Origin of the sequence: Geobacillus sp. G4 (genome assembly GCF_040327975.1) — a bacterium.
Classification (GTDB): Bacteria; Bacillota; Bacilli; order Bacillales; family Anoxybacillaceae; genus Geobacillus; species Geobacillus thermoleovorans.
The window spans coordinates 50562-76792 of record NZ_JBEPJY010000010.1; the positions used below are offsets into that span (position 1 = coordinate 50562).

The following is a 26231-nucleotide window of genomic DNA, read 5'->3' on the forward strand; positions in this document are numbered from 1 at the left end:
CTATTATACCATCGGACATCCGCGGCCGTCATACAACTCAAGAGCTTGCTCCTCAAAAAAGAGCCATCCGATCGAGATGGCTTTTTCGCAAAATACTAGTTTTAAGGCCGCAAGCTCGCCAACTGCTCGGCAAGTCGCAAATAAAAGGCGCGAATATCAAATGACGGATTCGGGTCAACGCCGATGATTTCCAAATGGTCGACATTGTACGTTCCCATGTCATTCCAAACCCCTTTTTTCAACGCCCCGTCATACGGTACGATCCGATCGCTTGATCCACGCTTTGGACCGTTCATGGAAACCGTATTGACAATACCATCGTTTTCAAGCCAGCGGTCGTCAATGCCGAGCGTCGGATTGCGGTACGAACCGAGAAACGGAGCGCATACGACCGCGCTGAATGCATTCATTCCGAGTTCGGGATAATAGTTGCCTGTGAGCGCTCCGCGATACGTCCGTTCTGTGGCAAAGCTCAAATAATACGTATTCGGGCTTGCTTGCACCCATTGATTCAACTTCTCAGCTCCGGAAACGGATAAATCGTAGCGGGCGGTATCTGTGGACGTCCAAACAGGGGAGCGCTTGAGCCGTTCAAAATAATGGTCGAACGATTCACCCGGCTGGCGGCGCAGTCCCCATTGGTCGAGCTTAAAATCGTATACTTGACTCGTGTACGGCACGTTGCTGGCGACAGCCGCCGCTTCCAACACCGCTTTTTGCAAGTCAAAAAAGCGATCGGTGAAATCAACCATGTTGACAAGCGTCGTCCCGTCATGAGGAGTGGCGATGGTCGTCACACTCAACACAAAATGATGTCCACCTTCAAACAACGGTGACAACGACACGTTGTGCGCCTTGGCGTACTCCCGCTCTTCTTGGCTTCCGTTCTCTAGGAGCGAGACAAGCATGCGGGCCGTCTGCCCCCCTTGGCTGTGGGCGATGATATGGATGCGGCCACCCCTTTTCAATTCCGGCAACAGGCCGGGATAAGTGCGGCCAAACCGCGCATGGCCGTGCTTTGCCGCATGGGCTGCCCCATAATCGACCGTCCCGCCGACAAGCTGAGCATACGCTTCACACGCCCGGTCCCAGTTGCTCGAGAGCGGTCCGACCGCCAGCGTATAAGTTCGATAACCGTTGTCGTTCAGCCATTGTTCGATATCGCCGCGCACGCCGCCCCAGTACTTGAACCCAAACATTTCTTCTCTTCCCCAGCCAGTAAAGCCATGGAGAAGTACAATCGGCGCATCGTTGGCGCGTGAAACTGCCGCTTCAGCTCGCCCTCCCGAGACCGATAGGCCGAACACAAGCCATAATCCGAGCAACACAAACATAACCCGACAGCATTTCATCACGCTCTCCTTCTCCTCCCCTCGAATCGACTGAACCCCTTTATTCCGAATTACCTGAATATTCTATACTAAATAACCAGGCTATTCAATCCCGGCAATTGTCGGGTTTTCTGATGAGGGAAAGAGAAAAATGCACTTTTGTGCCGTCATATTTCGTTTCTCGCCGACAGCGAGAGGGTGATGCACTATGTCATGGCAGCGTTCCATCACCGCCTCGTACGGACGGTTGGCTAATCCACAAACGGTCCGAACTTTTGCTCGTAATGGGCGAGCGCCAACAGCGGAAAAATGTAGCGGTAGCCATGGTAATGGATGTAAAAGGCGCCGGCCATCCCTTGTCCGACCGGGTACGAGGCGGTCCAATCCGGGTGATGAAGCATACGGACTAGGGCGCGAACGCCGGCTTTTATTTCCGCGGTCGGACGATCGGCAGCGGCGACTAGCGCATCAAGCGCCCAGGCGGTATGGACCGGCGTGCTGGCGCCAAGCGGCACATACGTCTTGGCTCCGTCACTTTTGCACGATTCACCCCAGCCGCCATCAGCATTTTGGATGCTTAAAAGCCAATGAACAGCTTTTTGCATCGCCGGGTGATCGGCTGGGATGCCGACAGCCGAAAGTCCCGTCACCGCCGCCCATGTGCCGTACACATAGCAAATCCCCCAGCGCCCATACCACGAACCGTCGGCTTTCTGATGGTCAAGCAGCCAGTCGACGGCGCGGGCGATGGCGGAGTGGTCTTTCGTTAATCCAGCGAACGTTCCGAAATATTCGAGCGTCCGTCCGGTCAAATCGGCTGTTGACGGATCCATCAATAAAAACTCCGCCCCTTCGATCGGCAAATACCGCCAAAACCGTTTGCCTACGTTCTTTTCAAACGCCGCAAACCCGCCGTCATTGTTTTGCATCGAAAACAGCCATCGATTCGCCCGGTCCCACGCATGGCGAAACGCCGTCTCTTTGTCCGCCGCCCGACGGATGGCGCGCAGCGCGGCGGTCGTATCGTCGACATCCGGGTTCATCGTATTCACATCGGAAAATCCCCAGCCGCCCGGTACGCCGTACGGGTTGTGCACCGCCCAGTCGCCGTAGCGAATGTGCTGGCGCGACAACAAATAGCGGTTCGCTTTCTCAATCGTCCGGTCGGTCGGCGGCACGCCCGCTTCCTGCAGCGCATAGCTCGCCAACGCCGTATTCCAGACGGAAGCGGTTGTATATTGCATATGCGTATGCCCATCGATTTCGGTTCGCAGTGAGCGCAAACCGCGAACAGCTCGGACAATATGCGGGTCGTCTTTTGGATAACCAAGCGCGAGCAGCGCAAAAATGAACAAAAACGTCGAACTGAAGTAGCTGTACAACGTTCCGTCCGGCTCAATATGATCAAACATATAACGGACGGCGCGTCGTTTGGCGGCATCGTGCAGTTCAGCCGGAAAACCGATCAACGCTCGCTTGATGTATGACCATAGCGCCCGGTTTTCCGGCAGCCGCCAACCTCCACGGGAAGCGGCCAAATCACACAAGTCTGGGCTTTTCGCCGTTTTCCTACTGTACCGGCGCTCCGCGGCGACGAGAAGCGGAATCATGTTCGCCCTTCCATACACGGAAAGGTCATACATATTAAGCGGAAACGACGGGGGGAGAAGGAAAAAGGCAAGCGGCAGCGGAAACCGCCTAGGCCATGGGTACTGTCCAGTCAAAGCCAGCATCACTTTTGTAAATAGATGGACGTTCTCTAAACCGCCCATTTCCAAAATGCGCATTTTTGCCTTTTGCATGTGCGGATCGGTTTTTTTTCGGTAGCCGGAGTAAAGCAAGGCATAATACGCCTCGGTTGTCGCTGTCACATTGCCGTCACCTTCATCCGCAAACAGCTTCCACGCCCCGTTTGCCCCTTGCCGGCTCTCGATTCGCTTGACGAGCGCTTGAATCAACGGTTCATCATTTATTTCAAGCGTCCGTAATAAAATGATCATATAGGCGTCTGTCGAAATGCCTGTTTCAAACGGAAACCGCCACGATCCGTCGGCCGCTTGCGACCGTTTGAGCACGGCAATCAACGTGCTTCGTTCGTCGGCCACCATGCATCGCCTTCCTTTTTCACAAAATTCCGTTTCCTTCCATATTTATTCGTCTGGTGGGCGGTCGATGCACCAAAGGGGGTCACTATGCGTTGCCTGAGGCCGAAAGCGTCATCCCTTCCCCTTTCCCTTGTTGACGTCTATCGGGAATTAAAGAAAAAGCAAAAGAAAGGGTACACGATCGTATCTGAACGTGACTTAACCGCCAAAGAGCGGCAGCTCATCCGCCGCATCCGGGCGGTGACCGCGGAACACAACGAAAACAATGTGACCCGAACGGCGGCGTATCTCGATTTTTACTTGCGCCATCGCGAAATTCATTGGGCGTTTTTAGGACATATGGTGTCGCGCAACGGCGGCTGGAACATGACCGACTTAAAAGGGGAGCTGCTCATGCGGCTGCTCTCGGAAGACGAGCGGCAGTCGTTTTTCACCTTTTTGGAGCGCGGCAACTGGCTGATTTTCCAAGATATTTATCCGCAGTTTTTGCTGTATGAAGAAAGCCAAAAGTACGGCCGACCGCTCTTTTATTTATTGCCGTATGTTGGCGTTTCGACGTTTATGGAAACGATATGGAATCATTTTTGGCACCGCGGCGATCTGTACACGTTGGCCATCGCCCTCGTGATTAACGAACAAAGCTATTTGGAACGACGAGTCATTCAACATCCCGTATTTCAGCAAACCGTTTTTCAGACGCTCAAATTTCAACTACAAGAGCTGCTCCATTTCAATCACATCTTGTTCCCGCATGACGACGGCCAAGGCGGCACCGCTTTGATCGGTCAAACGCTTCATCAGTTTGAGTCGCTCCATGAACGCATTTTGCTTGGCAAACGGCTGTACTCGATTTTGTTTGACAATGAAGAAACGCTGGAAAATGCGGTGCGCTGGGCTGTCAGCCATCCGCATACCGGTTCGCGCAAAGATTATTGGCCGCACTTGTTTAACGATGTGTGCGAATCGTTTCCAAGGGAACCGTACCGCCGCCGCGTCCGCGACTGCCAAATCGTTCCCGGCGCCCCGCGCCTGTACAGCCCACAGCTTCGTCACGCGTGGAAAAACGTCGTCCATGAGGCGGCCGAACCTGGCGATTGGTTTACAGATCCGCACGTCGTCCGCTATCTTGTTAAACCGGAACAACGGATCAATGGGGAGATCGTTCATGCGTATTGTGAAACACTTGAAAAAATCGAACTGGCGATCATCGCCAAAAACGCCTTCTTCCACGCGCGCTAGGCGCCGCGCCTATCTTGCCTCGGCGCTGCTTTCCTCTTGGGCCGGGACGTATTTGGATTTGTATTTCACCGGAAAAGGGGTGTACGTCTTTCCGAAGCGCCCGTTTCCATCCCTCTTTTCGATCGATATTTTCTTTACGATGGTGGTTCTTCCGCTATGCACCGTCTTGTTTCTTTGCCTGATGGAGCGGCTTGGCCGCCTCGGACGCATTGGCTTGATCATCGCATCGGCCGCATTGATGGCAACATTCGAAACGAAAGCAGAAGCGTACGGCTTGTTCGTTCACGCCGCTCTGTGGAGGCATTCGTATTCTTTTGCTGGGTATGGCGTATTTCTCGCCGTCATCTGGAGCTTTTATCGCCGGTTTCAACGGATTGACTAGCATCGATGCGCATAAACAAGCGGCTGACAAGCCACGATAACAACGAAACGAACTGTTGGCGAAAATAGGACGAACTGTTGTTGAGTAGGAGGAACCTGTTTGAAAAGAAAACAAGCCGCTTTCTTGTGCTCCGTCATCATTGCCATCGGCGCCGTTCTAATGGCTAGGACAGCGACGAACGGAGATGCAGCCAAAGCAAGACGGGGGACGACCATTGTCATCTATTTGGCCGGCGACTCGACGGTCGCCGCCGCTCCCCGCTCCCGCGCACCGCGAGCCGGATGGGGGGAAATGCTTGACGGCTGGTTTGACGATCACGTAGTGGTCAAAAATATGGCCGCTTCTGGCCGAAGCGCGAAAAGTTTTATTGAGGAAGGGCGGCTCGAGCGCATTTTGCGGGAGCTCAAAAAAGGCGATTATTTGTTCATTCAGTTTGGCCATAACGATGAAAAGGCGAACGATCCGGCGCGTTACACCGAACCGTTCACCTCTTACCAAGCGTACTTACAACAATATATTGACAGCGCCCGGGCCAAAGGGGCGATTCCCGTCCTCATCACCCCGGTCGAACGGCGGCGGTTTTCTGCCGACGGACGGGCGCTCGATTCCCACGGACGCTATCCTGCCGCCATGAAAGCGCTCGGAAAACACGAACGTGTCCCAGTGATCGATTTGACAACGAAAAGCAAACAACGGTTTGAACAGCTTGGACCGGAACGGACGAAGCGGTGGTTTTTATGGCTTGAGCCGGGCGAACACCCCAATTATCCGAAAGGCATCAAAGACAACACCCATTTTCATCAGCGCGGGGCGAAAGAAATCGCCCGTTTGGTCGTCGAAGGCATCGTCGAACTGAATCTCCCTCTTCGCCGCCACCTCATCCGTTCGCCATACGAGACCGTTCAGCCAGGCGGTCACTAGACCGCCTCAGCGGCGAAACATCGTGACACCGGCAGCGCCTCGCCTGCTTTTTCCCGCCCCCGTCCCACCTAGGGCGGGTGTGTGCTCCCTTTTTACTCCCGCTAGGCGCTGTCCGACAGCCGGCATACCGCCTGCCTCTCTACCGGGCGCTTCCGACGTATGGCGCTCTGCCGCTCGTTGGTGAATGGTACGTTTTGTTCAACAAGCGGTGGTATATGGACGCGAGCACTTGTTGAAACAGCATGCCGAGAACGACCGGCACGCTGACTGCCGGCGGAAAATACGTCATCGCGAGCACCGCGCCGGCGCTGATGTTGCGCATCCCGCCGGTAAACGTCAACGCGATGATGTCCGCCGGGGCAAATCTGAGCCAACGGGCGGCCATCCAAGAAAGAAAATAGCCGGAGCTTGCGATCACCAAGACGAGCAACGCCATGAAAAACAGCCGGGCGTCAACACGGCCAAAATACGGGGCGACGACCGCGCTGTTGATCATGACGACAAGCGCCAGCGCCAGCTTGGAAAACGGCGACAATACCATGGCAAGCCGTTCATTCACCTGATTGGACAGCCGTTCGCTCACGAACATGCCGCCTAGCGACGGCAAAATGATCATAAAAAACAAACCAAGCATCATCTGGCCCACGTCGAGCTCGACCGCGCTTCCGGCCAATACAAGCAACGTCAGCGGCACAACGACCGGCGACAAAAACGTATCAATCAAAATGACGGACAGCGCCAACGCCAAGTTTCCCCGTCCGATCGACACCCAGATGAAGCTCGTCACCCCGGTCGGAATGGCCGTTGCCAACACAAATCCGATCACCGTCAACCGATCGCTGCCAAAAAACAGATGCCCAAGCCCAAACGCCCAAAGCGGGACGACAAGGTGAAGCAGACATAGCGCCGCAGCGATCGGACGAGGATGGATGAGCGCCTCTTTCAAATCAGCCAAACGCAGCCGCAAACTTCCACTAAACGTCATAAACGCAAACAGCCATGGCACAAGCGCCGCATAGCCGCGCAACTCCTCAGACAGCCATAAGCCTGCCGCCACACTCGCCGGCGTGAGAAACGGGAGCGTCTTCTCAAGCCGGCGATTGATCGTTTGCCACATCGGTTTCATCTCCCAATCTGGTCATGAAGGGGTGTGCTCGCCTTTGCTATGCCTACACCTCCCCATTATACACCGTGATCGCCCCATTGGAGCGACAAATTTTCGCCAAAACCGATGGACAACGATCGGCCAGCCAGCTCCTTAGCTATTTCGCCACTTTTTCCTCTAACCGTTCAGCCGGCAAGACGACCTCTCCTCGCTTCACATCATACAAACCGTACGGGATGAGGCGAAGGCCTGGCAAAAAGTCGCATGTTAAAAACAACAGCGTGTACAAAATATCGTGAAAAGGAAATCCACGTTTCTGGAGGACTGCAAGCAGTTCGTCATGGAAACGGACAGCCGTGTCAAACGAATGGTCGGTTGTCATCATGCCGGTAAACGGCAGCGGAATTTCCACCACTGTCTTGCCGTCATCCACGACGACAATCCCGCCACCCATCTCATACACTTTTTTCGCCGCTGCCGCCATCGCTTTCGGATTCCGGCCGATGACAAGCAGTTCGGTCGTTGTGTTGTACGTGGACGCCATGCCATCAATATCGACGGCAAACCGCTCCAAAATGGCTTTGGCTACCCATTGCCCGTTGCGGGCGATGAGCGCGGCATACAACAGCCCTGGATGCTGGGAAAGATCCGCATAGCCGTCAACAGATGGAAGAGCCACCTCTTTCCGTTCAGTAATGACATTGCTTTTAAAATACGCGACCGGCACCGGCTTGTTTGGCCCTGGATGCGGATAGTGGTATAGATGCTCGTCCTCAAGCCGCTCTTTCGCAAACAAAAACGGCTTTTTCGACACATACCGATTCCAGTCGATGGCTGGCAGCGACGCGAGCAGCTTGCCGTCGCGGGCAACGATGCTTCCTTTGGAAATGACAAGCGACGGCTTGAAAGTGACCAAATCAGGGAGCAAAATGATATCGGCGAGTTTGCCGGGGGCAATGCCGCCGATGTCATCATCAAGCCGCAAATATGTCGCTGCGTTGATGGTCGCCATTTGTAGGGCGGTCATCGGCGGCACACCGAGCTCCACGGCCTTCCGAACCAACCCGTCCACAAACCCTTCTCGCTCAATAAAACCCGGATGCGGACCGTCTGTTGTCATCGTGATTCGTTGCGTGCTGACCTTTTTCTCTGTGATCAAGCGGATGATTTCCGGGAAATCCGGGCGGAGCGAGCTATGACGAAGCGTCGTCCATAGGCCGAGCCGCAGCCGATGGAGCGCCTCTTCAGCCGTGATAGCTTCATGGCAGGCGCTGACGCCGCTTGCGGCAATGCTGTTGAGTTTCTCATACGAACAGCCGGCCGTGTGGCCATCAACGACTTTTCTCGCACGTTTCGCTGCTTCAATCGTATCGATTAAAAAAGGATCACCTTGATACAACAGCGGCCATCTTGTCACTTCCGCCGTCCCGACGACTTCATCCATCTCGAGCAGCTTTCGAATTTCCTGCGGGTCGAACCAATCACGCTCCCCTGAAAAATCAGCTTGCGACACCAAACGGACGAGCCAAAAGAAATTGCCCGGCAGCGCCCGCAAATCTTCGATCATCTGCCGAAAGCCATCGACGCCAAAATGCAAATAAAAAAACAAGTCGTCGTTCACCGTCGTCGTCGTGCCGAGCGGCAACACTTTGGCCGTCATGCTGACGGGATTGTAAATCACCCATGGGTGAGCGTGAGGCTCGATGAATCCGGGTGAAACATACATCCCCTCTGCGTCGATGACGATCGTATGTTCATCGATCGCAACTTCGTTTTCCCCGACATAGGCAATTGCATCTTGATAAATGGCGACGTTTTGACGCAAAAATTCGCCCGAATAGACGTTGGCTACCGTTCCACCCTGAATGACGATATCGGCCGGACGGCGCCCTTGCGCTACTTCAATCAACTCCGTCCGCTTCGCTGTTCGAATCATAAGCCCTTTCCCCCTTCCTCAGCTTAGAGAAAAAGCAAGCCAAGACGCAGCAAGGCGAACTTGGCTTTCCCATTCCTTTCCCATTCATTAGGCATTCAGCAACGGATTCATATGGACACATGCCCCTACTCCGTCTTCCTCCAACAACTGCCGGACATCGTCGGGAATCGGCACGGCAAACATGCGCCCGTTCTCCTCTTTCACCCATCCTCTTAACTCAAAACCGTGGCCGGTTCGCACATCTTGGCGGAACACTTCATGGCGCAGCTTGATCGTTTTCCTGTTGACTTCTTCCGCCGTTGTTTTAATCGTAATAATGTCATCGTAATATAACGGGCGCTCAAACGTACAGCCGACATCAAGCAACGGAAGAATGATATTTTGTTCTTTCATCAGTTTTGCTGGTGACAATCCTATGCTGCGGAAAAACTGATGGCCGGCAATATCAAACCATTTAAAGTAGTTGGGGTAATAGACGATGCCGGCTGCATCGGTATCGCCAAAGTTGACGCGCAGCTGAAACTCGTTTTGCTTCATAGCCGATCGTTCCTTTCGCCTCGTTCATCGTTGTTTCAATAGTTGCCGCAGTTTAAATCGCTGAATTTTTCCAGTGGCTGTTTTCGGGAGTTCGTCGATCAATTCGATGATGCGCGGGTATTTATAGTGGGCCAGATGTTGCTTTGCAAATTGCTTGAGCTCTTCTTCCTTCTCGGCTGAACGAGGAACGCCGTCTTTCAACACGACGAACGCTTTCGGAACCACCAACCCGTTTTCATTTTCCACGCCTACCACGGCCGCTTCCAACACGTCGTCATGCCGCAGCAGACAGTTTTCCACCTCGATCGGGGAAACCCAAATGCCGCCGACCTTCAACATGTCATCGGAGCGTCCGCAATACCAGTAATACCCTTCTTCGTCGCGGTAATATTTATCGCCGATATACAGCCATTCCCCAACGAATTTTTGCTTGTTTTGCTCGTGAAGGTTCCAATATCCATGGGCGATCGAGTCGCCGCGAATGATCAAGTCGCCTACTTCATTTGGCGGCAGTTCATTCCCTTGTCCATCAATGATTTTTACTTCGTAGCCCGGGACTTCTTTTCCGGAGCTGCCCGGTTTGACGTCGCCAATGCGGTTGGAAATGAAAATGTGCAACGCTTCCGTCGAACCGATGCCGTCTAAAATGTCGACCCCAAACAGCTGTTTCCATTTATAATAAAACGATGGCGGCAACGCTTCGCCAGCAGATACGCAAACACGCAATGAGCTAACATCAAAGCGCCGGCCCGTTTTTTCGACATAATCAATCATGGCGCCGTACAACGTCGGCACGCCGAAAAAAATCGTCGGCTTGTACGTTTCAATCGCCTGAAACATCACCTCCGGCGCAGGCCTCTCTTTTACAAGCACGGTCGAAGCGCCGACGCCTAACGGAAAATACATTCCGCCGCCAAGGCCATACGCGAAATACAGTTTCGACGCCGACAGACAGCGGTCATTTTCGTTGATTTCCAGCACTTGTCTGGCGTATGTGTTTAACGCATATTCCATATCGTGCTGCAAATGGATGATTCCTTTCGGATCCCCAGTGCTTCCTGAACTGAACAGCCAAAACGCTGCATCATCCTTGTTCGTCGGCGCCGCTGCCAGCTCCCGATCCGCGCAGGCGAGCAACCGATGAAAGGAAAGTGTGCCCTCGACGGAATTGTTAGCGTTTTCATGAATAACGATGACATCTTGCAAAAAGGCAAACCGCTCGCGAATCAACTGAAGGCGCTCCCATAAGTCTTCATGAATGACTAACCCTTTTGCACGGCTGTTGTTTAAAAAATATTCGTAATCTGACGGCTGCATCATCGTATTGACTGGAATCGGCACTGCTCCAATTTTGATGGCGCCAAAAAACGTATAGATAAACTCGGGAGTATCGTGGCAGATCATCACCAGCCGATCCTCTATCCGATAGCCAAGCCTCCTCAGCATATTGCCGGTTTGGTTCACCTTTTCCTGCAATTCTCGGTAAGAAATTTGCTCATCGCGATAATAAATGGCTGTCTTCTTGCCCAATCCGCCCTGAACGTTATGGTCAATAAACACCCCTGCCGCATTGTACAGCCTTCCGAACCCGCGCAATTCCATCGTTCACCATCCCATTCCTCATGAAATTGAACTGCCCGGTAAATCGGCGTGCCAAACAACTGGGCAGCGAAGCCCTCGAAAGGATGAACCTGCCCCTTCATAAGGGCTCCGCTAACCACACATTAAATGCCTTTCCAATTCGGTTGGCGTTTTTCCAAAAAGGCGCTCAGCCCTTCTTTCGCGTCTTCGGAGCGGAACAGCAAGTTTTGCAGCTCCCCTTCATAGCGGATCGCCACATTGAGCGGCATTTCTTTCCCATTCATGATCGCCAGCTTGATGTTCGAGACCGCGTACGTCGCGCTATTCGCGAGCTTGCGTGCATACTCCCGCGTCCGCTCTCTCGTTTCCGCCTGCGGGAACACCCGGTTGACCAGCCCAATCTCCAATGCCTCCTGCGGCGTGATCGTTTCGCCCGTAATGTTCATATCGAGCGCCCGCGAATAACCGATGAGCCGTGCCAGCCGCTGCGTCCCGCCCGTTCCGGCCAATACGCCAAGCGATACTTCCGGCAGCCCGATTTTTCCGGCTTCATCACCCATAAACCGCAAGTCGCACGCCAACGCCATCTCCAACCCGCCGCCAACCGTATGCCCTTCTAAGCAGGCGATGTACACTTGCGGCGAACGCGCGATTTTGTCGAGCGTCTCATTGCAGAACAGGCAAAATTGCGTTTTAAAGCGCGGGTCAGCCGACCGCAAAAAGTTGATATCCGCTCCGGCCGAGAAAAACTTCGGCACATCACTCATGACGATGACGACTTTGATGTCTGGGTCAAAGCGGATGTCATCGATCGCTGCGTTGAATTCTTTGTAAAATTCGAGATCATACGAGTTCGATTTGTTAATGTGCAGATGAATCTCGGCAATTCCATCTTGCTTAAAAACGGTTAAATATTGTTTTTTCGTTTCTACAGCTGTCATTGTTCATTCCCCTTCCTTCAAAAATGATTTGATTGTTTCACGCAGACAACGACGGATAGACATTGCTTTGAAAAGTTCATTTCCCTTGCGCTTCAAGAGAGAGAAAGAATACCGTCTGTTCCTCACCTCCTTGTGTGCCGTTGTTATTTCAACTGAACGAAAGGTTCAGCCGCAACCGTTTTCAATTCCTGCTGCAACCGTTCAACGAGCTTGACTCCGTTCGGCAAGTACCCTTCCTGTTGCAGCTCTTCCTTGCTTTCAACCTTTTTTAACCAAGCCGCCGTCTCGTTCGCTGCAGCGTTCAACGCTTCGCGGAAACGATGCGGAACAGCGCCGCGGTCATGAACGAGCTGTTGAGCCCAATGTTTGGCGTATACAAGATGATCTTGTTGTTCTCGGATCAACTTCTGGATTCGCGATACAATGGCAGGATGGTTGGCATCAAGTGCGGATTGCAAAACAACGTCAATGGCGGTGTTTGTTGCATATAGTGCGGCAATGAGGGTGATCCAGTTATGAACGTTGATGGCGCTGGCCAGCGCTTTTCCGGTTTGTCTGTATATTTCCGGCTTTCTTCCTTTCAAACCGCGCAAATCAAAACACCAGTTGTATAACAAACGCGCATGTCCCAGCTCTCCTTGCGCCATCGCGATCGATGCCAGCGTGGCTTCCAAATTGGGACCGCTGACCCCAACCTCAACGAGGCGGTCGCCAAGGACGTATTTATTGTCAGCGATCGTTTCGAGCAACTCAATCAGCGAATGCACAGCCGGCTGCATTTGTTCCATTTTAAGCCCTCTCCCCTCTTTTAGGCGAATAGCCACTTCGGTTTTCTCACCCAAATGAGCTCGCTGCGGTCGACAACGACCATTTCCGCCCAATCTTCCTCATCGTACGTATAAGAAGCATACACTTTCGCCAACTCCTCGTTTTCCGCCTCCACCGTGCCGATGTGGGACAGTTGGTCGCCCCGTTTCACCCGTGCGAAAATGTCAAACGTTTTTCGTTGTTGGACCGCTGTCATGTAGAGCTCACCCCCCAATATTTCAATTTCTCGCGCCCTTCTGGACTGATCCGATCGACCGTCCACGGTGGATCCCAAACGACGTGAATATGCACGTCGCGAATCTCTTCTTCCTTGAGCAGACGGTTGCGAATGTCTTGCTCGATCCACTCCATGCAAGCGCATGATACCGCTGTATACGTCATGGTCACATGAAGCTCGTCGTCCACTTTTTCAATGCGGTAAATGAGCCCCATATCGACGACGCTGATTGGAAATTCCGGATCCATCACTTCTTTCAGCGCCTGCCAATACTTTCCCGTTTCGACGTTCCGTTTGTCCATCACACCGCTTCCTTTCGCAGTTGTTCGAGCTCTTTGGCCCCACGTTGAATTCGTTCCACGAATTCCTTATTTTTCGGGCCCCGCTGTTTAAACCGTTTGATGACGTTGTCCCACGTATCCGGCTGATCGAACAGCCATTTTTTGTTCACCGGATCAAATTTGCACGGGAACGGCACATCAAGCACGTATTTTTGTTGCTCCTCATCGTAATGGGCTGGGATTTTGACGCCGATCGATTCGCAGAACGGAACGGCCGTTGACAGCCATTTTTGCCGCAGTTCGTCATTCGTCCGCCCTTTTAAGCGGTACTCCAGCTGCGCTGAGCGGCTTTTCAACCGATCCTCGACCCCGAAAAACTCGAGCGCCATTAAAAACATCCAGTCAACCGCTTTTTGCACTTCTTCGCGCAAATTCGGATCCTGCATCGCTGTTCTCATAATGATCTCGCCGTTGCGAAGATGAAACAGCTCCTCTTTGTCCACTTTGACGAGCGCCCGCTTCCATGGTCCGTACGATGTATGCTCGAACGCATCGCCAAGAAGGGTGTAGCCCGCGCGATCGAAAAAGGCGTTAAAGACGCCAAGTTCAATCCAGTTTGAGAGTTCGAAGTCGAAAGCATACGGATTTTTCCAGCAGTGCGGCTCTCGTTCATAGAGCAATTGATCGACGTCTTCGCCCAAATCTTTCAACAGCCGATAGGCGATGTGGGCATGGCCGATTTCATCCTGCATAATGGCCAGCGCTGTGATTTTGCTGTTTAACGTCGGCGCTTGATCGTACACCGTAAGCAGCGGCGGGACGCTCAGCAACTCGGTGTCGCCGACGATCGTCAGCGTCTGTTTCAACGCGTTTAAATACTCTTCGTTCATATCGTCAATGCCTTCGACGATAAATCCATTTTGGACTTTCTCCTTTAGCAGCGTCGCTTGGTCCATATTCCCACCTTCCTTATTACGTTTTTTAAACTATCGTATTCTATACATAATGTTAATACAACGTAAAGATTATTGTCAACATAAAAATAAGAAAAATCCGAAAATTATTTTCAGTCGGAAGCCCCTTTTATTTTCGTTGATCGCCTGTCCGTTCTGTTGGTTTGTTCCAGTCGATCATTTTTCATAGTATGAAACATTTGTTTTCCGTCCGTGCATTTTTCATAGAATCACCAATCGCACAACAAGGCACAAAAAAGCCAGCTGTCTAACAGCTGGACATCGGTCATTGTCGATAAATGATTGCATGTCGATGCTCCTCTTTTTGCAATTCGCCGACAGACACCAAATATTCCAAATGCGCCAGCGTCTCGGCCACCGCAAACCGCCATTGGTGCGCCGTCAATGGCTTATGGCCGAACACACAATGGGCGACTTCATAGGCGGTGCGCCCCGTTCCTGCTAGCGCTTTCATTTTTTGCAACCGTTGTTCGTGGTGGCGGAAAAGATCACCGATCCGCTCGCGAAATTGGCGAATAACCGCGCCATGGGCAGGCAGAGCCACATCCACCTCCAGTTCCTCCACTTTGCGAAGCGAGGCAAAATATTGCTCGAGCGGGTTCGGATGGGCGCCCGGCCATACACTAATGTTCGGAGTGATGCGGTCAAGCACATGGTCCGATGCAAGCAACTGGCGCGATTCCGGCTGATAAAAGCTGATCAATCCATCGCTGTGCCCCGGGACCGGGATGACCGCCCATCGCCGCTGCCCCAGCACAATTTCCGAACGATCCAAAACGGTTAGCACCGGAAACGGGCTGACGCGCAACGACAGCTTCCACATGCTCTCCTCAATGTCCGTTACCAACTCATCCGGCACGCCATGACGGCGAAACATGGCACCCACTTCGCACGCCTGGACGCTCTCTTCCCCCCACACTCGTTCCGCCATCGCATAATCCGGCTCGCTGATCCAGACAGGCGCCTCCGTCTGCTGTTGCATCCACCCGGCCAAGCCAAAATGGTCCGGATGAAAGTGAGTGATGTAAATGGCGCGAACGTGCCGCGGTTTGATTCCAAGTTGCCGAAACACTGCTTCCCAGGCGCGAATCGCCTCAGGATAGCGAAAGCCGACGTCGACGATGCTCCATCCATCCGTTTCCCGACCTACGTAACAATAGACATACTTCATCGGAAACGGAACCGGGATCGGAACACGGTAAATTCCATCTCCCACCATTTCTATTTCAATCTGCGCCATCCTTTTCCCCTCCCCCTGATCTTTTTCTTCCCCGTTCACGCGCTCCCTTAAGTGGACATGCTAAGCGCCGACATCCGAAAACCTATTTTTTGGACGCCTAAATCATTTCCATAAATGGATTAATCGCCTTATCGCGGTTAAATGTCACCTCACGATCCGGTGCGGCCTCAAACAATGTTTCAAAATAACGGATGGCCGGAATGGCGAGCAACTGGTGGACATTGAAAAACAGCTCCCGCGCTCTCGTTCCGCTCCAATCATCAGGCAACAAGTCGTTCGGGAATCCTGGATCGATAAAGAAAAAGCTCCGATACTCATGCACGAGCTTCGTCCGTTCAATGAAGCATTCGCGGTCGGTCAGTTCATTGTTCCAAGCCCGATGTTGGAACTCTTCGTACTTTCGTTCGTACGTTTCAATAAACCGGTCATACTCCTTGGCGATGTACGGGAAATCCCAGCCGCGCTCGATGATTTGCTCATTGCTGTGCGACACGATGGAGCTCGCCGTAAACAAAATGACGTACGGCTCCAAATGATAGTCTTTAACCCATTCCATCACTTGCGGCTCGATCGGATTCGGGCTCGCCCACGTCCCGTGGGAAATGAGACCAAACCCCATCAAGCTCAATTCTTTGCGGATTTGGTTGCGCAGCTCCCGTTTTTGCTCGGGAACGGAGTACGTCAACACGCGCCATTGACCGTCCCATTTGTAGTTCCGTTGCGAATAGACGCGGTTGAACCCGTCCATCATCGTCCGTTTCCCTTTCGGCGTCAGCGAGTAATAGCTGTTGTTGCCGATTTTCCGCACCTCAAAAAACCCTTGCTGCACCATGCGCAACGCCGCTCCGCGGATGGACGACTCGGAAATGCCGAAGTGGGACATCATTTGGATTAAGCTTCCGATCCATACTTCGTTCCCATAATGTTGAATATATTCTCCAAATAACGTAAACATGAGCGATCTCGGCTTCACCGCTGTTCACACCTTGTCTTTTTTTGAACTTTTCTTTATATTATGGTACAAATCACCTTCCCTTTCAAGCGTTGAAATGCATATTGTGCCATAAAAACATATCGGCCGTTTCGGCCGATATGCGTTCTCAATGCCTTTCCAATTCAGTTGCCGTTTTTCCAAAAAAGACACTCAACCCTTCTTTGGCGTCTTCGGAGCGGAACAGCAAGTTTCGCGCCTCCTGTTCGTAGCGAATCGCCACATTCAGCGGCATTTCTTTCCTGTTCATGATCGCCAGGTTGATGTTTGGAGACCGCATACGTCGTGCTTACTCGCGAGCTTGCGTGCATACTCCCGCGTCCGCTCTCTCGTTCCCGCCTGCAGAAACAACCGGTTCACCAGCCCAATGTCCAACGCCTCTGGCGGCGTGATCAAATGCCAAATAGGTTCAACGGTTTAGCGCCGATATAAGAAACAACGCTTTTGGTCTCGGTATACAAGTTCAACGTCTCAAGAGCCAGCTCGCGGCCAAATCCCGACTGCTTGTATCCACCAAACGGCGTGCCTGGGAAAGCGGAAATCGGCGAGTTGATCATGACAATTCCAGCGCGGATGCGCGCGGCAACGCGATGGGCTTTTCCGTGGTCTTTCGTCCAAACGGCTGATCCTAATCCAAAAATCGTGTCGTTCGCCAGCTCGATGACCTCTTCTTCATCGTGAAACTTCATGACGACGACAACCGGACCGAAAATTTCTTCCTGCGCCACCCGCATGTCGTTTCTTACATTGCCAATAATAGTCGGCATGTACCAGTAGCCTTTCGCGAATTCCTCACCTTCCGGAATTTTCCCACCGTATAAAATTTCGCCTCCTTCCTCAACCGCCAGCTTGACATAGCTGTCGATCACTTGCTGATGGCTTCGCGAAATGACCGCGCCCATATGCACCCCTTTTTCAAATGGGTTGCCGACGCGGATGCGGGAAGCTTTTTCGATCAACTTTTCCATAAACTCATCATAAATGTTTTCATGCACAAACAGCCGCGAACGCGCTTCGCACGACTGGCCCGTGTTGTAAAAAATGCCATAAAGCGAACCGTTGACCGCCGCTTCGATATCACAATCATCAAACACGATGTTCGGTGATTTCCCGCCAAGCTCCAGCGTCACCCGCTTCAACGTCTCCGAAGCGCGCCGCATAATATCCTTGCCCGTTTCCGTCTCCCCGGTGAAGGCGACTTTGTCAATTCCAGGATGTTCGGTCATATACGGGCCGATTTCGGAACCGCTTCCAGCAATGACATTGACGACGCCGTCCGGAACCCCGGCCTCTTGGCAAATTTCCGCCAACATATAAGCGGTGATCGGCGTATAGCTTGCCGGCTTTAACACGACCGTGCATCCGGCCGCCAATGCCGGGGCGAGCTTCCAAGCCGCCATCATCAACGGATAGTTCCACGGGATGATTTGACCGCATACACCGACTGGCTCTTTGACCGTGTAGTTGAAAAAGCCATTTGGCACTTGGTTGACATCGCCTTGTAACGTAATTGCCGCGGCCGCATAAAATTCAAAATCCTCAATCGCTTGCATAATTTGTCCTTTGGCCGCATCAACCGTTTTACCGCTGTTTAGCACTTCCGCATACACCAAGTCATCGAATCGCTCTCTCATCAAGTTGGCAATTTGATTCAACAGGCGAGCTCGCTTCGCCCCCGTCATTTTTGGCCATTTCCCCGATTCAAACGCCGTGCGCGCCGCCTCGACGGCATGGTCTACATCTTCTTTCGTCGCTTTGGCGACGGTCGCAATCACTTCTTCTGTCGCCGGATTGACCGTTTCAAACACTTCTCCGTTGCTGCTCTCGACATACTGGCCGTTAATAAACAGTGGATAATGTTGCTTGATCCTCATCAGTGGCTTCCCCTTCCTCCTTGGCATCGTCTCTCCATCTCACCCGCTCAAACACGCTTTTGCATTGATGACAATAGTATTGCGAAACGAGCTGAGCGGTCCCAAACATCGATAGCGGCGCTACGTTCGTTGAGCCGCAAAACGCGCAGCGCACCTCCCCGCGTACCGGCATCGGCTAGACACCTCTTATTATTATGTTTTATTTAATATCGTCAGTTTAACATAATAATACGGAAATTCAAACGTGTTGTCAATCATTAGACTGAAAAAAATGAAAATTTATAATCTTTATTGTACCCTTTCATTCGACCCGAGGTGGCTCATGGCTTTTGAATTATATGGAACAGAAGCGGTCGTCTTGATCAAGAAAAAACGACGGGACGCGTTACATCCCATCGGGTTTCCTCAAAAGCCTTGAAACAGTAGAGCAACGTTGCTCCACTGCCTGACTCGTTTCCCCACATCTGTTTTTGCCGTACACTCCCTTACGCCAACTCGCCACGTTTCATTCCGTCGTTTCCACTTTCAAGAAGTGATAACACCCATTCTTTTATATTGATCTCCGAAGCAGGATACATCAATGAATCGGTTCACCAACATCACAACCCGTTTCTTTCCGTCATCTGCTGGCACTATTGAATCCCCTTTTCACTATGATTTTGTCCATTCACTGCAGCGTTCGTGTCGCCCATATGCACGAACCATCAAACCAGGCGACATAGAAAAAGCCGGCGAGCGCAATACCGCCGGCTTGTGGGACACGCAAAAAACGTTATTTGTCCTGCTGATTGCCCGGACGCTCTGGAGTCATTTCTTCGGCAAACTCCACCGCAGCAGGCCGCGTCGTTCCCATCCGCCGGCTCATCCAGCGGTTGAGGCCGCGAATCACGTTTCGCATCGGGCCTTGCGTCATCGGCGCCATGCGTCCCCCTTGTCTCTCCCCCAACATCGCGGCTGCCACCGCTCCTAAGCTTACGCTGACGAGCGTCCAGATGGCGTTATTGTTTCTTCGCCGTCTAACAACCCCCAACCATGGATTCCACAACCCGCGGCCGCGCTGAACGCGGAACAGACGGAATAAGCGATCCATTGTACCTCCACCTCCTTTTGCTCGACAGCTCCCGTTCAACGGTTAGCATACGTTGCCTCTAAAAAGTCATACGTGGAAAACATTAGATGTAAACAGGGAGGGTGTTCTATATAAAAATTTCCATATATTTCACTATTTTCGTCCCTTTCATGTCCCTATATACTGAATTCGTATATACAAACAAACGGAGGTCACGACATGAAAAACATCGTTCCTTTTGCCTTGGCCGCATCCATAGCCACTGTATGGCCAGCTTCAGCGTTCGCCATTGAACGCAACGATCCAGCTTTAGAGCAGTATTTAAATGAAGCAGGGATCACAGTCGAAGAGCTGGAAAATTATTTGGACTATGAAGGCTATTCGCTCGATGAGTTTGACAGCGTGGACGAAATGCGCCGTGAGTTCGGCGAGCCGCTCACGGAAGAAAATTTAGCTCAGTTGCTCGCCAAACACGGATTGACCGAACAACAGCTTCGACAAATGCTCATCGACAATGGGGAAATGGAAGAGTCACAGGCCATTACTGATGTGTTTTTATTTTACAATGATCTGGAAGAATATATCGAACTGTTTAAAGATTACTCCGTTCCGATCACTGATGAAACGCTGGCCGCCTTTCTAAACGAACGCGGAATGACAAAGGAAGAGCTCATCGCCCTTCTTGATCGGCACGGCGAATCGTTGGCCGATTACCACTCGATCGGCGAGCTGAAAGATATCGTCGATTATTATCGAAATTTGACGCCGTTGACCGAAGAAACATTAAACAAATTTTTACAAGAAATTGGCATGACGAAAACGCAATTGGAAAAACTGCTGTCTAAAAACGACGATTCGCTTGACAATTATGCGACGGTCGAGGAACTGTCGGAGTCAGTCATCGACTACTTGCTTCCGGATTTAGACGAGCTTGGTTTGACGGACGCAGAGTTGGAAAAGATCTATAACCATTTTGAATCGCTGAATATGGAAGATCCGCAATTCGCCGAGAAAATGGAAGAAATCGGCCAACGGCTTGAGGCGATCGGTGCGTACGATTTTACGAGCGTGACGGAGCTATCGCCAACGCAAATCGCTGAGATCGCCAATGTATGGACCGACCTGCTTTCCACATTTCAGCTGGAAGCGAAGTTTTATTTGACAAAAGGTGGCGAGAAAAAGCCGCTCAGCCTGTCGACGCTGCTGACAATGGAATCAGCGAACGGCTACGATTTGCTTGTTGAAATTTACAGCACCGAAGGCGAGCTACTGGCTGATTTTGTCGTGACCGAAGAGATGTTTGCCTCCGACATATTCGATGAAATCGGCAAAGACTTGCAACAGAGCGGCCAGGCAGCGAAAATCGAAAAAGTGGTGAAACCGGCGCCGCCGAAACCGCTGAAGCGGACCGAAGCCGGAGCGAAACTGCCGAAGACGGCATCCCCGTATGCCGCTTATATGCTTTTTGGTTTGACCTTAATCGGTGTCGGCGCATTCCTTGTCCGCTTCCGCCAAGGAGCCGAGGCGAAATAAATGAACCGGAAACGGCTCGTGCGCTTTTTTGGAGCAAGCTTGATCGCAGCAGGAATCGCCGCAGTCGGCATTAGTGCTCTGAAATGGAAAAGCGGCCTGGAAGCGGTCAAGCCGCTGGCCGCTGAAACAAAGCGATCAGTGGACGCCGCACCGATTCAAATCCAGGATCCACTCTACCCAAAGCTGCCAAAAATCGGTGAACAAATCGGCGAGCTTATCATCCCGAAGCTCAACATGAGCCTAGCGATTTACCACGGTACAGATGAAAACGAGTTGGAAAAAGGGGTCGGCCATTACGCCGGCAGTGTCCTGCCAGGAGAGGCGGACAACTGCGTGCTTTCTGGCCATCGTGACACGGTCTTCCGCCGTCTTGGCGAAGTCGGCCAAGGCGATATCTTGATCGTCCGTACGTCCGCCGGCACATTCACCTATAAAGTGCGCAAAGTGCGCATCGTCGACGCCGACGACCGGACGGTCATCGTTCCAAAGCCGAAAGCGACACTCACCGTTTCCACGTGCTATCCGTTCCGCTACGTCGGCCCTGCTCCGCAGCGGTACGTGCTCGTCGCCAACTTAATCAATGATCGCTCTTAACCTTGCAAAAAGCGAAAGGATGGCCGAAACAAGGGCCATCCTTTTTTACTTCACTTCGTACGCGGTCCAAGTCGGCTTTTTGATTTTCGCCGACAGCGAGACAATTTTCCGTTTCACTCGGGCTGCTTCCCCTCCCGCTAACGGCATCGGCTGATAATTGTTTCTTGTCGTCACCGATGAAATGCGAAATGGGATGACGCGGATTTCTTTTTTGGCCGTCCGCTTGCCGTTTTGAAAAGAGAACACTTGCTGGAAGACAAACGTATCTTTGTCGCTCGGATTTTTGTTTCCGCCGAACATAAAATTGCCGAGGCTGTAGACGATGAACTTCCCTTTATACTCCTCAATCCCTTGAATGACATGCGGATGATGGCCGACGACCAAATCGGCGCCGCTGTCAATCGCAAAGCGGCCGAGCGCCTTTTGCGTGCTGTTTGGCACATAGCTTCGTTCCACTCCCCAATGGAAATGGACGAAAACGATGTCGGCTCCTTGTTTCCGAAGCGTGCGAATATCGTTGGCGATTTGCTTGCGCAACGTGCTGGTGTTGCTCCAGCCTTCATAGCCAAGCGCTCCAACTTGAATGCCTTTGACCGTTTTCAACAGCCGGAGCGTGCGGCCGAAATAACCGATGTTTTCCTTTTTTAAACAGGCAATCGTGTCATTGTATCCTCGTTGCAAGTAATCGTATGTATGATTATTGGCCAGATTCACAGCATCAATGCCGCCATAGGTTAAGATTTTCGCATAACTCGGGTGGCCGCGAAAACGAAATTTCTTGCTTGCCTTCCGCGTCGAGGTCGTCAGCGTCGTTTCCAAATTGACGGTCGTAAAATCGTCCTTTTTGAAGATCGGCTCAATGTATTTCGTAAAATAGCGCAAGCCGTGCTTCTTCGCTTCTTCATCAAACGAATACGCATAGCCATAATTTTCATCGCGCCCGAGCGTCACATCGCCCGCCGCGCTGATGGTGATGCGCACTTCGTTCGGGTTCGGCGCCGCTTGTTTGGCAGAGGCTGACGCTATCACCATCTTATCGATCGGACTCGGCAGCGGTGGATGCTCGATTGTTTGCCCCGCCAGTTCGTTTGGCGCTGCCAGCACTTCCTCGACGCCGCGATCAGCCGCATTGCTGCAGGAAAATAAAAAGACGGACGCCATACACATAAGCGCCGCATTTCTTCCCTTGATCCATGCGTTCATATTCCCTCTCCTATCAATCTATTTTCTTCAAACTACCACAACTTCTGCTAATGACGTATTCAACACACCCCCTATTTATCCCTTTTCTTTCCCTCAATTTAGGAGTGATGACCTAGCCAAGCCATGATATAATGAGCTTGTAGGCGTTTCCTCTCCTATTTCCACATCTTGGACTCCTCACGTTTCATGGTTGAAACGCCCCGAGTGAATCCCATCTCGATAAGGAGGTTTCTTCATGGAAGAGCTGTTGCGGCAGTTAACCACACTTGTTCAAGGACTTGTCGATGACATGTCCGTCCTGAAGCAAGACATGCAAACGGTGAAGCAAAAATTGGGTCAACTTGAACAACGGGTGGACAAACTTGAGCAACGGATGGACAAACAGGAAGAAGAGCTGCGCTGGCTGAAGGAGCAGATGAAAGAAAACACGGAAATGATCAAAGCGATCCGCGACAATCAACTCGAACAGCGCAGCATTCAAGACGGCATGCGCCATGAAATCGCCAGCCTCCGCGGAGAAATGGCCGGCATTCGCGAGCAAATGGCGACAAAAGAAGACATCTCCCTCATTCATCAGCGGCTTGATTATCAACTTGGCCGCATCGCGAGAGTGGAGGAGGAGATGCATTTGCTGAAGAAAGCGGATTGACACTCCACACGCTTAAAGGCGTGGGATTCTTGGGTCGCTCACGTCCTCATCCATTTCTGGTTCGGACCACGCCCAAGTTCAGGGGTGTGTCATCACCCCGTCCCATCGGGTTAGGATGTACCCCCATGAGCGGCGCACCTGTGACCAGTGCGCTAGGTTAGACGGCAAAGCCCGAAATCGCTTTGGCGATGTTGATGGCGCCATTCAAGTCGGCGTGGAGAGTGTATCCACACCTTTGGCATCGAAAGCGGATGCCGTTTCGGTTCGCTTTCTCTCGATAACCACATTTACACGTTTGGCTCGTGTAGGTTGGATTCACCCACTCAACGCGAATGCCCGCCATTTCCGCCTTATAGGCAATCATCGTTTGCATAACGCGGACAGAAAACAAAATGATAGTAAATCAACGATACAGTTGTTTTCGTTCTTCGATATTCTTGTTCCATATTATAGATCGTATCAGTTTTAATGATTATACTACAACATCTAAAGAGAAAGATGGTGGCTCTAAGCAATCCTCTTAAGGGATTACCGAGCAATGCCGTCTTTCATCCCTCGATTGAAACCGTGGGCTTTCAGACGGCTTTTTCTGTAATAAGATCCCCCATCCTGACCGTTTCCGAATGCATTGTCTGTTTCTCCCGTTTCGTCGTCCATCGTTTTTCGAAAAAACCCCGCTACCCCACCATAAGGCTGCAGTAGAGAAAACATGCTTTTTCTTTACAATAACCACAATAACCTCACACTTGCAGGGTTGAAGCGATCCAAAGATATGAAAATCCTTCGCACAGTGCCGGCGCAAGCCATGCTTGCGCCGGGCAAACTGCTCTCAACGCCCCGCCATCTCAAAAGTTCGCCGTGCGATCTCCACTCCAATAGGGTCAGTACAATCCTTTGTAATGAGCAAGTACCCAGCATATCCGTTTTTAACTTATGAAAACCACTTTATCAAATACCCTAACAAAATCCCCACAATCCCAAAATCCGAATCCCCAAACGTCGTCCCTTCAAACCCAAGCGATCCAAGTACTGGAAGCAAAAGTGCCGGCAAAAAGGAAATCAAAATGCCATTAGCAAACGCCCCCAGCACTGCCCCCCGTCTGCCCCCTGTAGCGTTGCCAAATACACCGGCAGCGGCTCCCGTGAAAAAGTGCGGAATTAAACCTGGAACGATGACCTTTAACCCAACGAGCGGCAAAATAAACATCGAAAGAATTCCAGCCGCAAAACTCGACAAGAATCCAACAATAACAGCATTCGGGGCGTATGGAAAGACAGCTGGGCAATCAAGCGCTGGTTTCGCATCTTGTACGACTTTATCCGCAATCCCTTTAAATGCTGGAACAATTTCAGCAATAAGCATCCGCACCCCTGCTAGTACGACATATACTCCTGCAGCAAACGTGATCCCTTGCATAAGAGAGAAGACGAGAAAATTGACACCGCCGCTTAATTCCTTCTCGATAAACGATTTTCCAGCAAACGGAGCAACAATAAAAAATAACAGCACCATTGTCAACGACATGGCCACCGATGTATCACGAAGAAAACCCAATGACTTTGGCACTTTAATATCTTCAGTAGATTGGGTCTTGTTTCCAAACCACTTCCCGATCCATGCCGATGTAAAATAGCCGAGCGAACCGAAATGCCCTAACGCAATCTGATCCGTTCCAGTCACTTGACGCATATACGGCTGCAAAATGGCGGGCATCAACACCATCAAACTTCCCAAAATAATAGAACCGATGACGACAAGCGGAACACCTGTTACTCCACCCGTCGCAAAAACAGCAGAAATTAGACACGCCATAAACAACGTATGATGCCCTGTCAAGAAAATGTATTTAAAAGGGGTCAATCGTGCGATCAAGATGTTCACTACCATTCCAAATAACATGATCAGCGCTGTTTCTTTTCCAAATGTTTGTTGGGCAATGGCAACAATCGCCTCATTATTTGGAATAACTCCCTTAATATGAAAAGCTTTTTCGAACATTTTCCCAAAGATATTCAACGAACCGATTAAAATATTGGCCCCGCCGCCAAGAATGATAAATCCCATGACAGTCTTTAATGTGCCTGAAACGATCTCTGGAAAACTTTTCCTTTGCAGCAACAAACCGATTAAGGCAAACAATCCCACTAGAATGGCCGGTGAACCAAGCACATCTTTCATAAGGAAATCAAACACCGAATATTCCCCCTTTTCACCCATAAGTGAGCTATTGTATGGACTTTTTTCTTGTTTTCTATTTTTATTTTTTGTATGCTTTTCTACATAGGTTTCTCTTTGTTGCAGGCGTATCGCCTGCTTTTTTATTGTTGTCACAATCTCTCTCTTAACACTCGCTTTAATTCATCAAGGTCAAGAATATTCGTCAACTTAGCTACATTGCGTGTACCGTCATCAAGTACTTCCACTAAATCTCTCGCTCCAAGATATAAATCCGCCTTTTCTGTTTGGCCGGTTGTTAAATCTGTATGGGATACTTCAGCTTCGATTCCTAGTTCGTTTAACACCTTTTTCACATTCATTTCGATGATAAAACTGCTGCCTAGCCCGTTTCCACAAACAACTAGAATTTTCTTCATCCTTCCCGCCTCCCATTTGTTTTTTATTAACTGTAGATGAGCATTTTTCATTACAATAATTTCCATGGTTAGAGAGACAAACAGGGTACCCCTTACGCGATACGG

General features: G+C 51.3%; 25 protein-coding genes and 3 pseudogenes. 6 read left to right on the forward strand and 22 right to left on the reverse strand.

Features of this window, described 5'->3' with window-relative positions; translation table 11 throughout:
• Positions 1-101: 101 nt before the first annotated feature.
• Positions 102-1352, reverse strand: coding sequence for an esterase/lipase family protein (locus tag ABS784_RS12735; RefSeq protein ID WP_352512724.1), 1251 nt, complete (start codon positions 1350-1352; stop codon positions 102-104).
• A gap of 230 nt (positions 1353-1582) precedes the next feature.
• Positions 1583-3439, reverse strand: coding sequence for a squalene--hopene cyclase (gene shc / locus ABS784_RS12740; RefSeq protein WP_020279584.1), 1857 nt, complete (start codon positions 3437-3439; stop codon positions 1583-1585).
• Between the two features lie 84 nt (positions 3440-3523).
• Between shc and ABS784_RS12745 the strand changes: the two genes are divergently transcribed.
• From ABS784_RS12745 to ABS784_RS12755, 3 genes are all read left to right on the forward strand, one after another.
• Complete coding sequence (locus tag ABS784_RS12745) at positions 3524-4675, forward strand: DUF2515 domain-containing protein (protein WP_062898682.1); 1152 nt, start codon at positions 3524-3526, stop codon at positions 4673-4675.
• The gene (locus ABS784_RS12750; RefSeq protein ID WP_033012777.1) at positions 4602-5057 is read left to right on the forward strand and encodes a CBO0543 family protein; all 456 of its coding nucleotides are present in this window, start codon (positions 4602-4604) and stop codon (positions 5055-5057) included. The genes ABS784_RS12745 and ABS784_RS12750 overlap by 74 nt, the downstream gene beginning before the upstream one ends.
• A 99-nt stretch (positions 5058-5156) precedes the next feature.
• Positions 5157-5978 carry a rhamnogalacturonan acetylesterase gene (locus ABS784_RS12755; RefSeq protein ID WP_023633580.1) on the forward strand — a complete coding sequence of 274 codons (822 nt, stop codon included), beginning with the start codon at positions 5157-5159 and terminating at the stop codon, positions 5976-5978.
• A gap of 139 nt (positions 5979-6117) precedes the next feature.
• Here the strand turns inward: ABS784_RS12755 and ABS784_RS12760 are convergent, their stop codons facing one another.
• The 15 genes and pseudogenes from ABS784_RS12760 to ABS784_RS12830 all read right to left on the reverse strand — a co-directional run bounded on the left by ABS784_RS12760 (position 6118) and on the right by ABS784_RS12830 (position 19573).
• The gene (locus tag ABS784_RS12760) at positions 6118-7095 is read right to left on the reverse strand and encodes a bile acid:sodium symporter family protein (protein ID WP_352512709.1); all 978 of its coding nucleotides are present in this window, start codon (positions 7093-7095) and stop codon (positions 6118-6120) included.
• Positions 7096-7240: 145 nt separating this feature from the next.
• The gene (locus tag ABS784_RS12765) at positions 7241-9019 is read right to left on the reverse strand and encodes an adenine deaminase C-terminal domain-containing protein (protein WP_020279578.1); all 1779 of its coding nucleotides are present in this window, start codon (positions 9017-9019) and stop codon (positions 7241-7243) included.
• Between the two features lie 87 nt (positions 9020-9106).
• Complete coding sequence (locus tag ABS784_RS12770) at positions 9107-9556, reverse strand: acyl-CoA thioesterase (RefSeq protein WP_011231476.1); 450 nt, start codon at positions 9554-9556, stop codon at positions 9107-9109.
• Between the two features lie 24 nt (positions 9557-9580).
• Positions 9581-11158, reverse strand: coding sequence for a benzoate-CoA ligase family protein (locus ABS784_RS12775; protein WP_069304313.1), 1578 nt, complete (start codon positions 11156-11158; stop codon positions 9581-9583).
• A 122-nt stretch (positions 11159-11280) separates the two neighbouring features.
• A complete protein-coding gene (locus tag ABS784_RS12780) occupies positions 11281-12078 on the reverse strand; it encodes an enoyl-CoA hydratase/isomerase family protein (RefSeq protein WP_013145073.1) in 798 nt (265 codons plus the stop codon).
• A gap of 143 nt (positions 12079-12221) precedes the next feature.
• Positions 12222-12866, reverse strand: coding sequence for a Phenylacetic acid catabolic protein (locus ABS784_RS12785; protein WP_013145072.1), 645 nt, complete (start codon positions 12864-12866; stop codon positions 12222-12224).
• 20 nt (positions 12867-12886) lie between these two features.
• Complete coding sequence (locus tag ABS784_RS12790; protein WP_013145071.1) at positions 12887-13102, reverse strand: hypothetical protein; 216 nt, start codon at positions 13100-13102, stop codon at positions 12887-12889.
• The gene (locus ABS784_RS12795; RefSeq protein WP_020279574.1) at positions 13099-13425 is read right to left on the reverse strand and encodes a metal-sulfur cluster assembly factor; all 327 of its coding nucleotides are present in this window, start codon (positions 13423-13425) and stop codon (positions 13099-13101) included. Before ABS784_RS12795 ends, ABS784_RS12790 begins: the two co-directional genes overlap by 4 nt.
• Entirely contained in the window at positions 13425-14360 is a 936-nt protein-coding gene (locus tag ABS784_RS12800; RefSeq protein WP_352512712.1) for a Phenylacetic acid catabolic protein, read from the reverse strand. The genes ABS784_RS12795 and ABS784_RS12800 overlap by 1 nt, the downstream gene beginning before the upstream one ends.
• Positions 14361-14643: 283 nt before the next feature.
• A complete protein-coding gene (locus ABS784_RS12805; protein WP_023633574.1) occupies positions 14644-15618 on the reverse strand; it encodes an MBL fold metallo-hydrolase in 975 nt (324 codons plus the stop codon).
• 97 nt (positions 15619-15715) lie between these two features.
• On the reverse strand, positions 15716-16591 hold the full coding sequence (locus ABS784_RS12810; protein ID WP_013523988.1) for a PaaX family transcriptional regulator: 876 nt from the start codon (positions 16589-16591) through the stop codon (positions 15716-15718).
• Positions 16592-16720: 129 nt separating this feature from the next.
• Positions 16721-17002: pseudogene (locus ABS784_RS17370) on the reverse strand (enoyl-CoA hydratase/isomerase family protein); the annotation flags it as partial.
• A complete protein-coding gene (locus ABS784_RS12820) occupies positions 17002-18483 on the reverse strand; it encodes an aldehyde dehydrogenase family protein (protein ID WP_407066664.1) in 1482 nt (493 codons plus the stop codon). The gene ABS784_RS12820 and the pseudogene ABS784_RS17370, both read right to left, overlap by 1 nt.
• Positions 18449-18655, reverse strand: coding sequence for a PaaD-like zinc ribbon domain-containing protein (locus tag ABS784_RS12825; RefSeq protein ID WP_013145068.1), 207 nt, complete (start codon positions 18653-18655; stop codon positions 18449-18451). Before ABS784_RS12825 ends, ABS784_RS12820 begins: the two co-directional genes overlap by 35 nt.
• 600 nt (positions 18656-19255) lie before the next feature.
• Positions 19256-19573: a hypothetical protein gene (locus tag ABS784_RS12830; protein WP_352512716.1), complete on the reverse strand. Its 318-nt coding sequence runs from the start codon at positions 19571-19573 to the stop codon at positions 19256-19258.
• Positions 19574-19771: 198 nt separating this feature from the next.
• Here ABS784_RS12830 and ABS784_RS12835 point away from each other — a divergent pair, with 198 nt between their 5' ends.
• On the forward strand, positions 19772-21085 hold the full coding sequence (locus tag ABS784_RS12835; protein WP_352512718.1) for a processed acidic surface protein: 1314 nt from the start codon (positions 19772-19774) through the stop codon (positions 21083-21085).
• The gene (locus ABS784_RS12840) at positions 21086-21679 is read left to right on the forward strand and encodes a class D sortase (RefSeq protein ID WP_079935877.1); all 594 of its coding nucleotides are present in this window, start codon (positions 21086-21088) and stop codon (positions 21677-21679) included.
• A gap of 45 nt (positions 21680-21724) precedes the next feature.
• On the opposite strand, the gene ABS784_RS12845 is transcribed toward ABS784_RS12840, so the two are convergent.
• Complete coding sequence (locus tag ABS784_RS12845; RefSeq protein WP_023633568.1) at positions 21725-22882, reverse strand: CapA family protein; 1158 nt, start codon at positions 22880-22882, stop codon at positions 21725-21727.
• Between the two features lie 235 nt (positions 22883-23117).
• Here ABS784_RS12845 and ABS784_RS12850 point away from each other — a divergent pair, with 235 nt between their 5' ends.
• Positions 23118-23531: a hypothetical protein gene (locus ABS784_RS12850; protein WP_047757971.1), complete on the forward strand. Its 414-nt coding sequence runs from the start codon at positions 23118-23120 to the stop codon at positions 23529-23531.
• A 38-nt stretch (positions 23532-23569) separates the two neighbouring features.
• Here ABS784_RS12850 and ABS784_RS12855 read toward each other — a convergent pair.
• The 4 genes and pseudogenes from ABS784_RS12855 to ABS784_RS12870 all read right to left on the reverse strand — a co-directional run.
• A pseudogene (locus tag ABS784_RS12855) lies at positions 23570-23904 on the reverse strand (zinc ribbon domain-containing protein); the annotation flags it as partial.
• Positions 23903-23977, reverse strand: a pseudogene (locus ABS784_RS12860) (IS200/IS605 family transposase); the annotation flags it as partial. The pseudogenes ABS784_RS12855 and ABS784_RS12860, both read right to left, overlap by 2 nt.
• 485 nt (positions 23978-24462) lie before the next feature.
• Entirely contained in the window at positions 24463-25725 is a 1263-nt protein-coding gene (locus ABS784_RS12865; protein WP_062898685.1) for a PTS ascorbate transporter subunit IIC, read from the reverse strand.
• A gap of 134 nt (positions 25726-25859) precedes the next feature.
• Positions 25860-26126, reverse strand: coding sequence for a PTS sugar transporter subunit IIB (locus ABS784_RS12870; RefSeq protein WP_031409011.1), 267 nt, complete (start codon positions 26124-26126; stop codon positions 25860-25862).
• Positions 26127-26231: the final 105 nt, after the last annotated feature.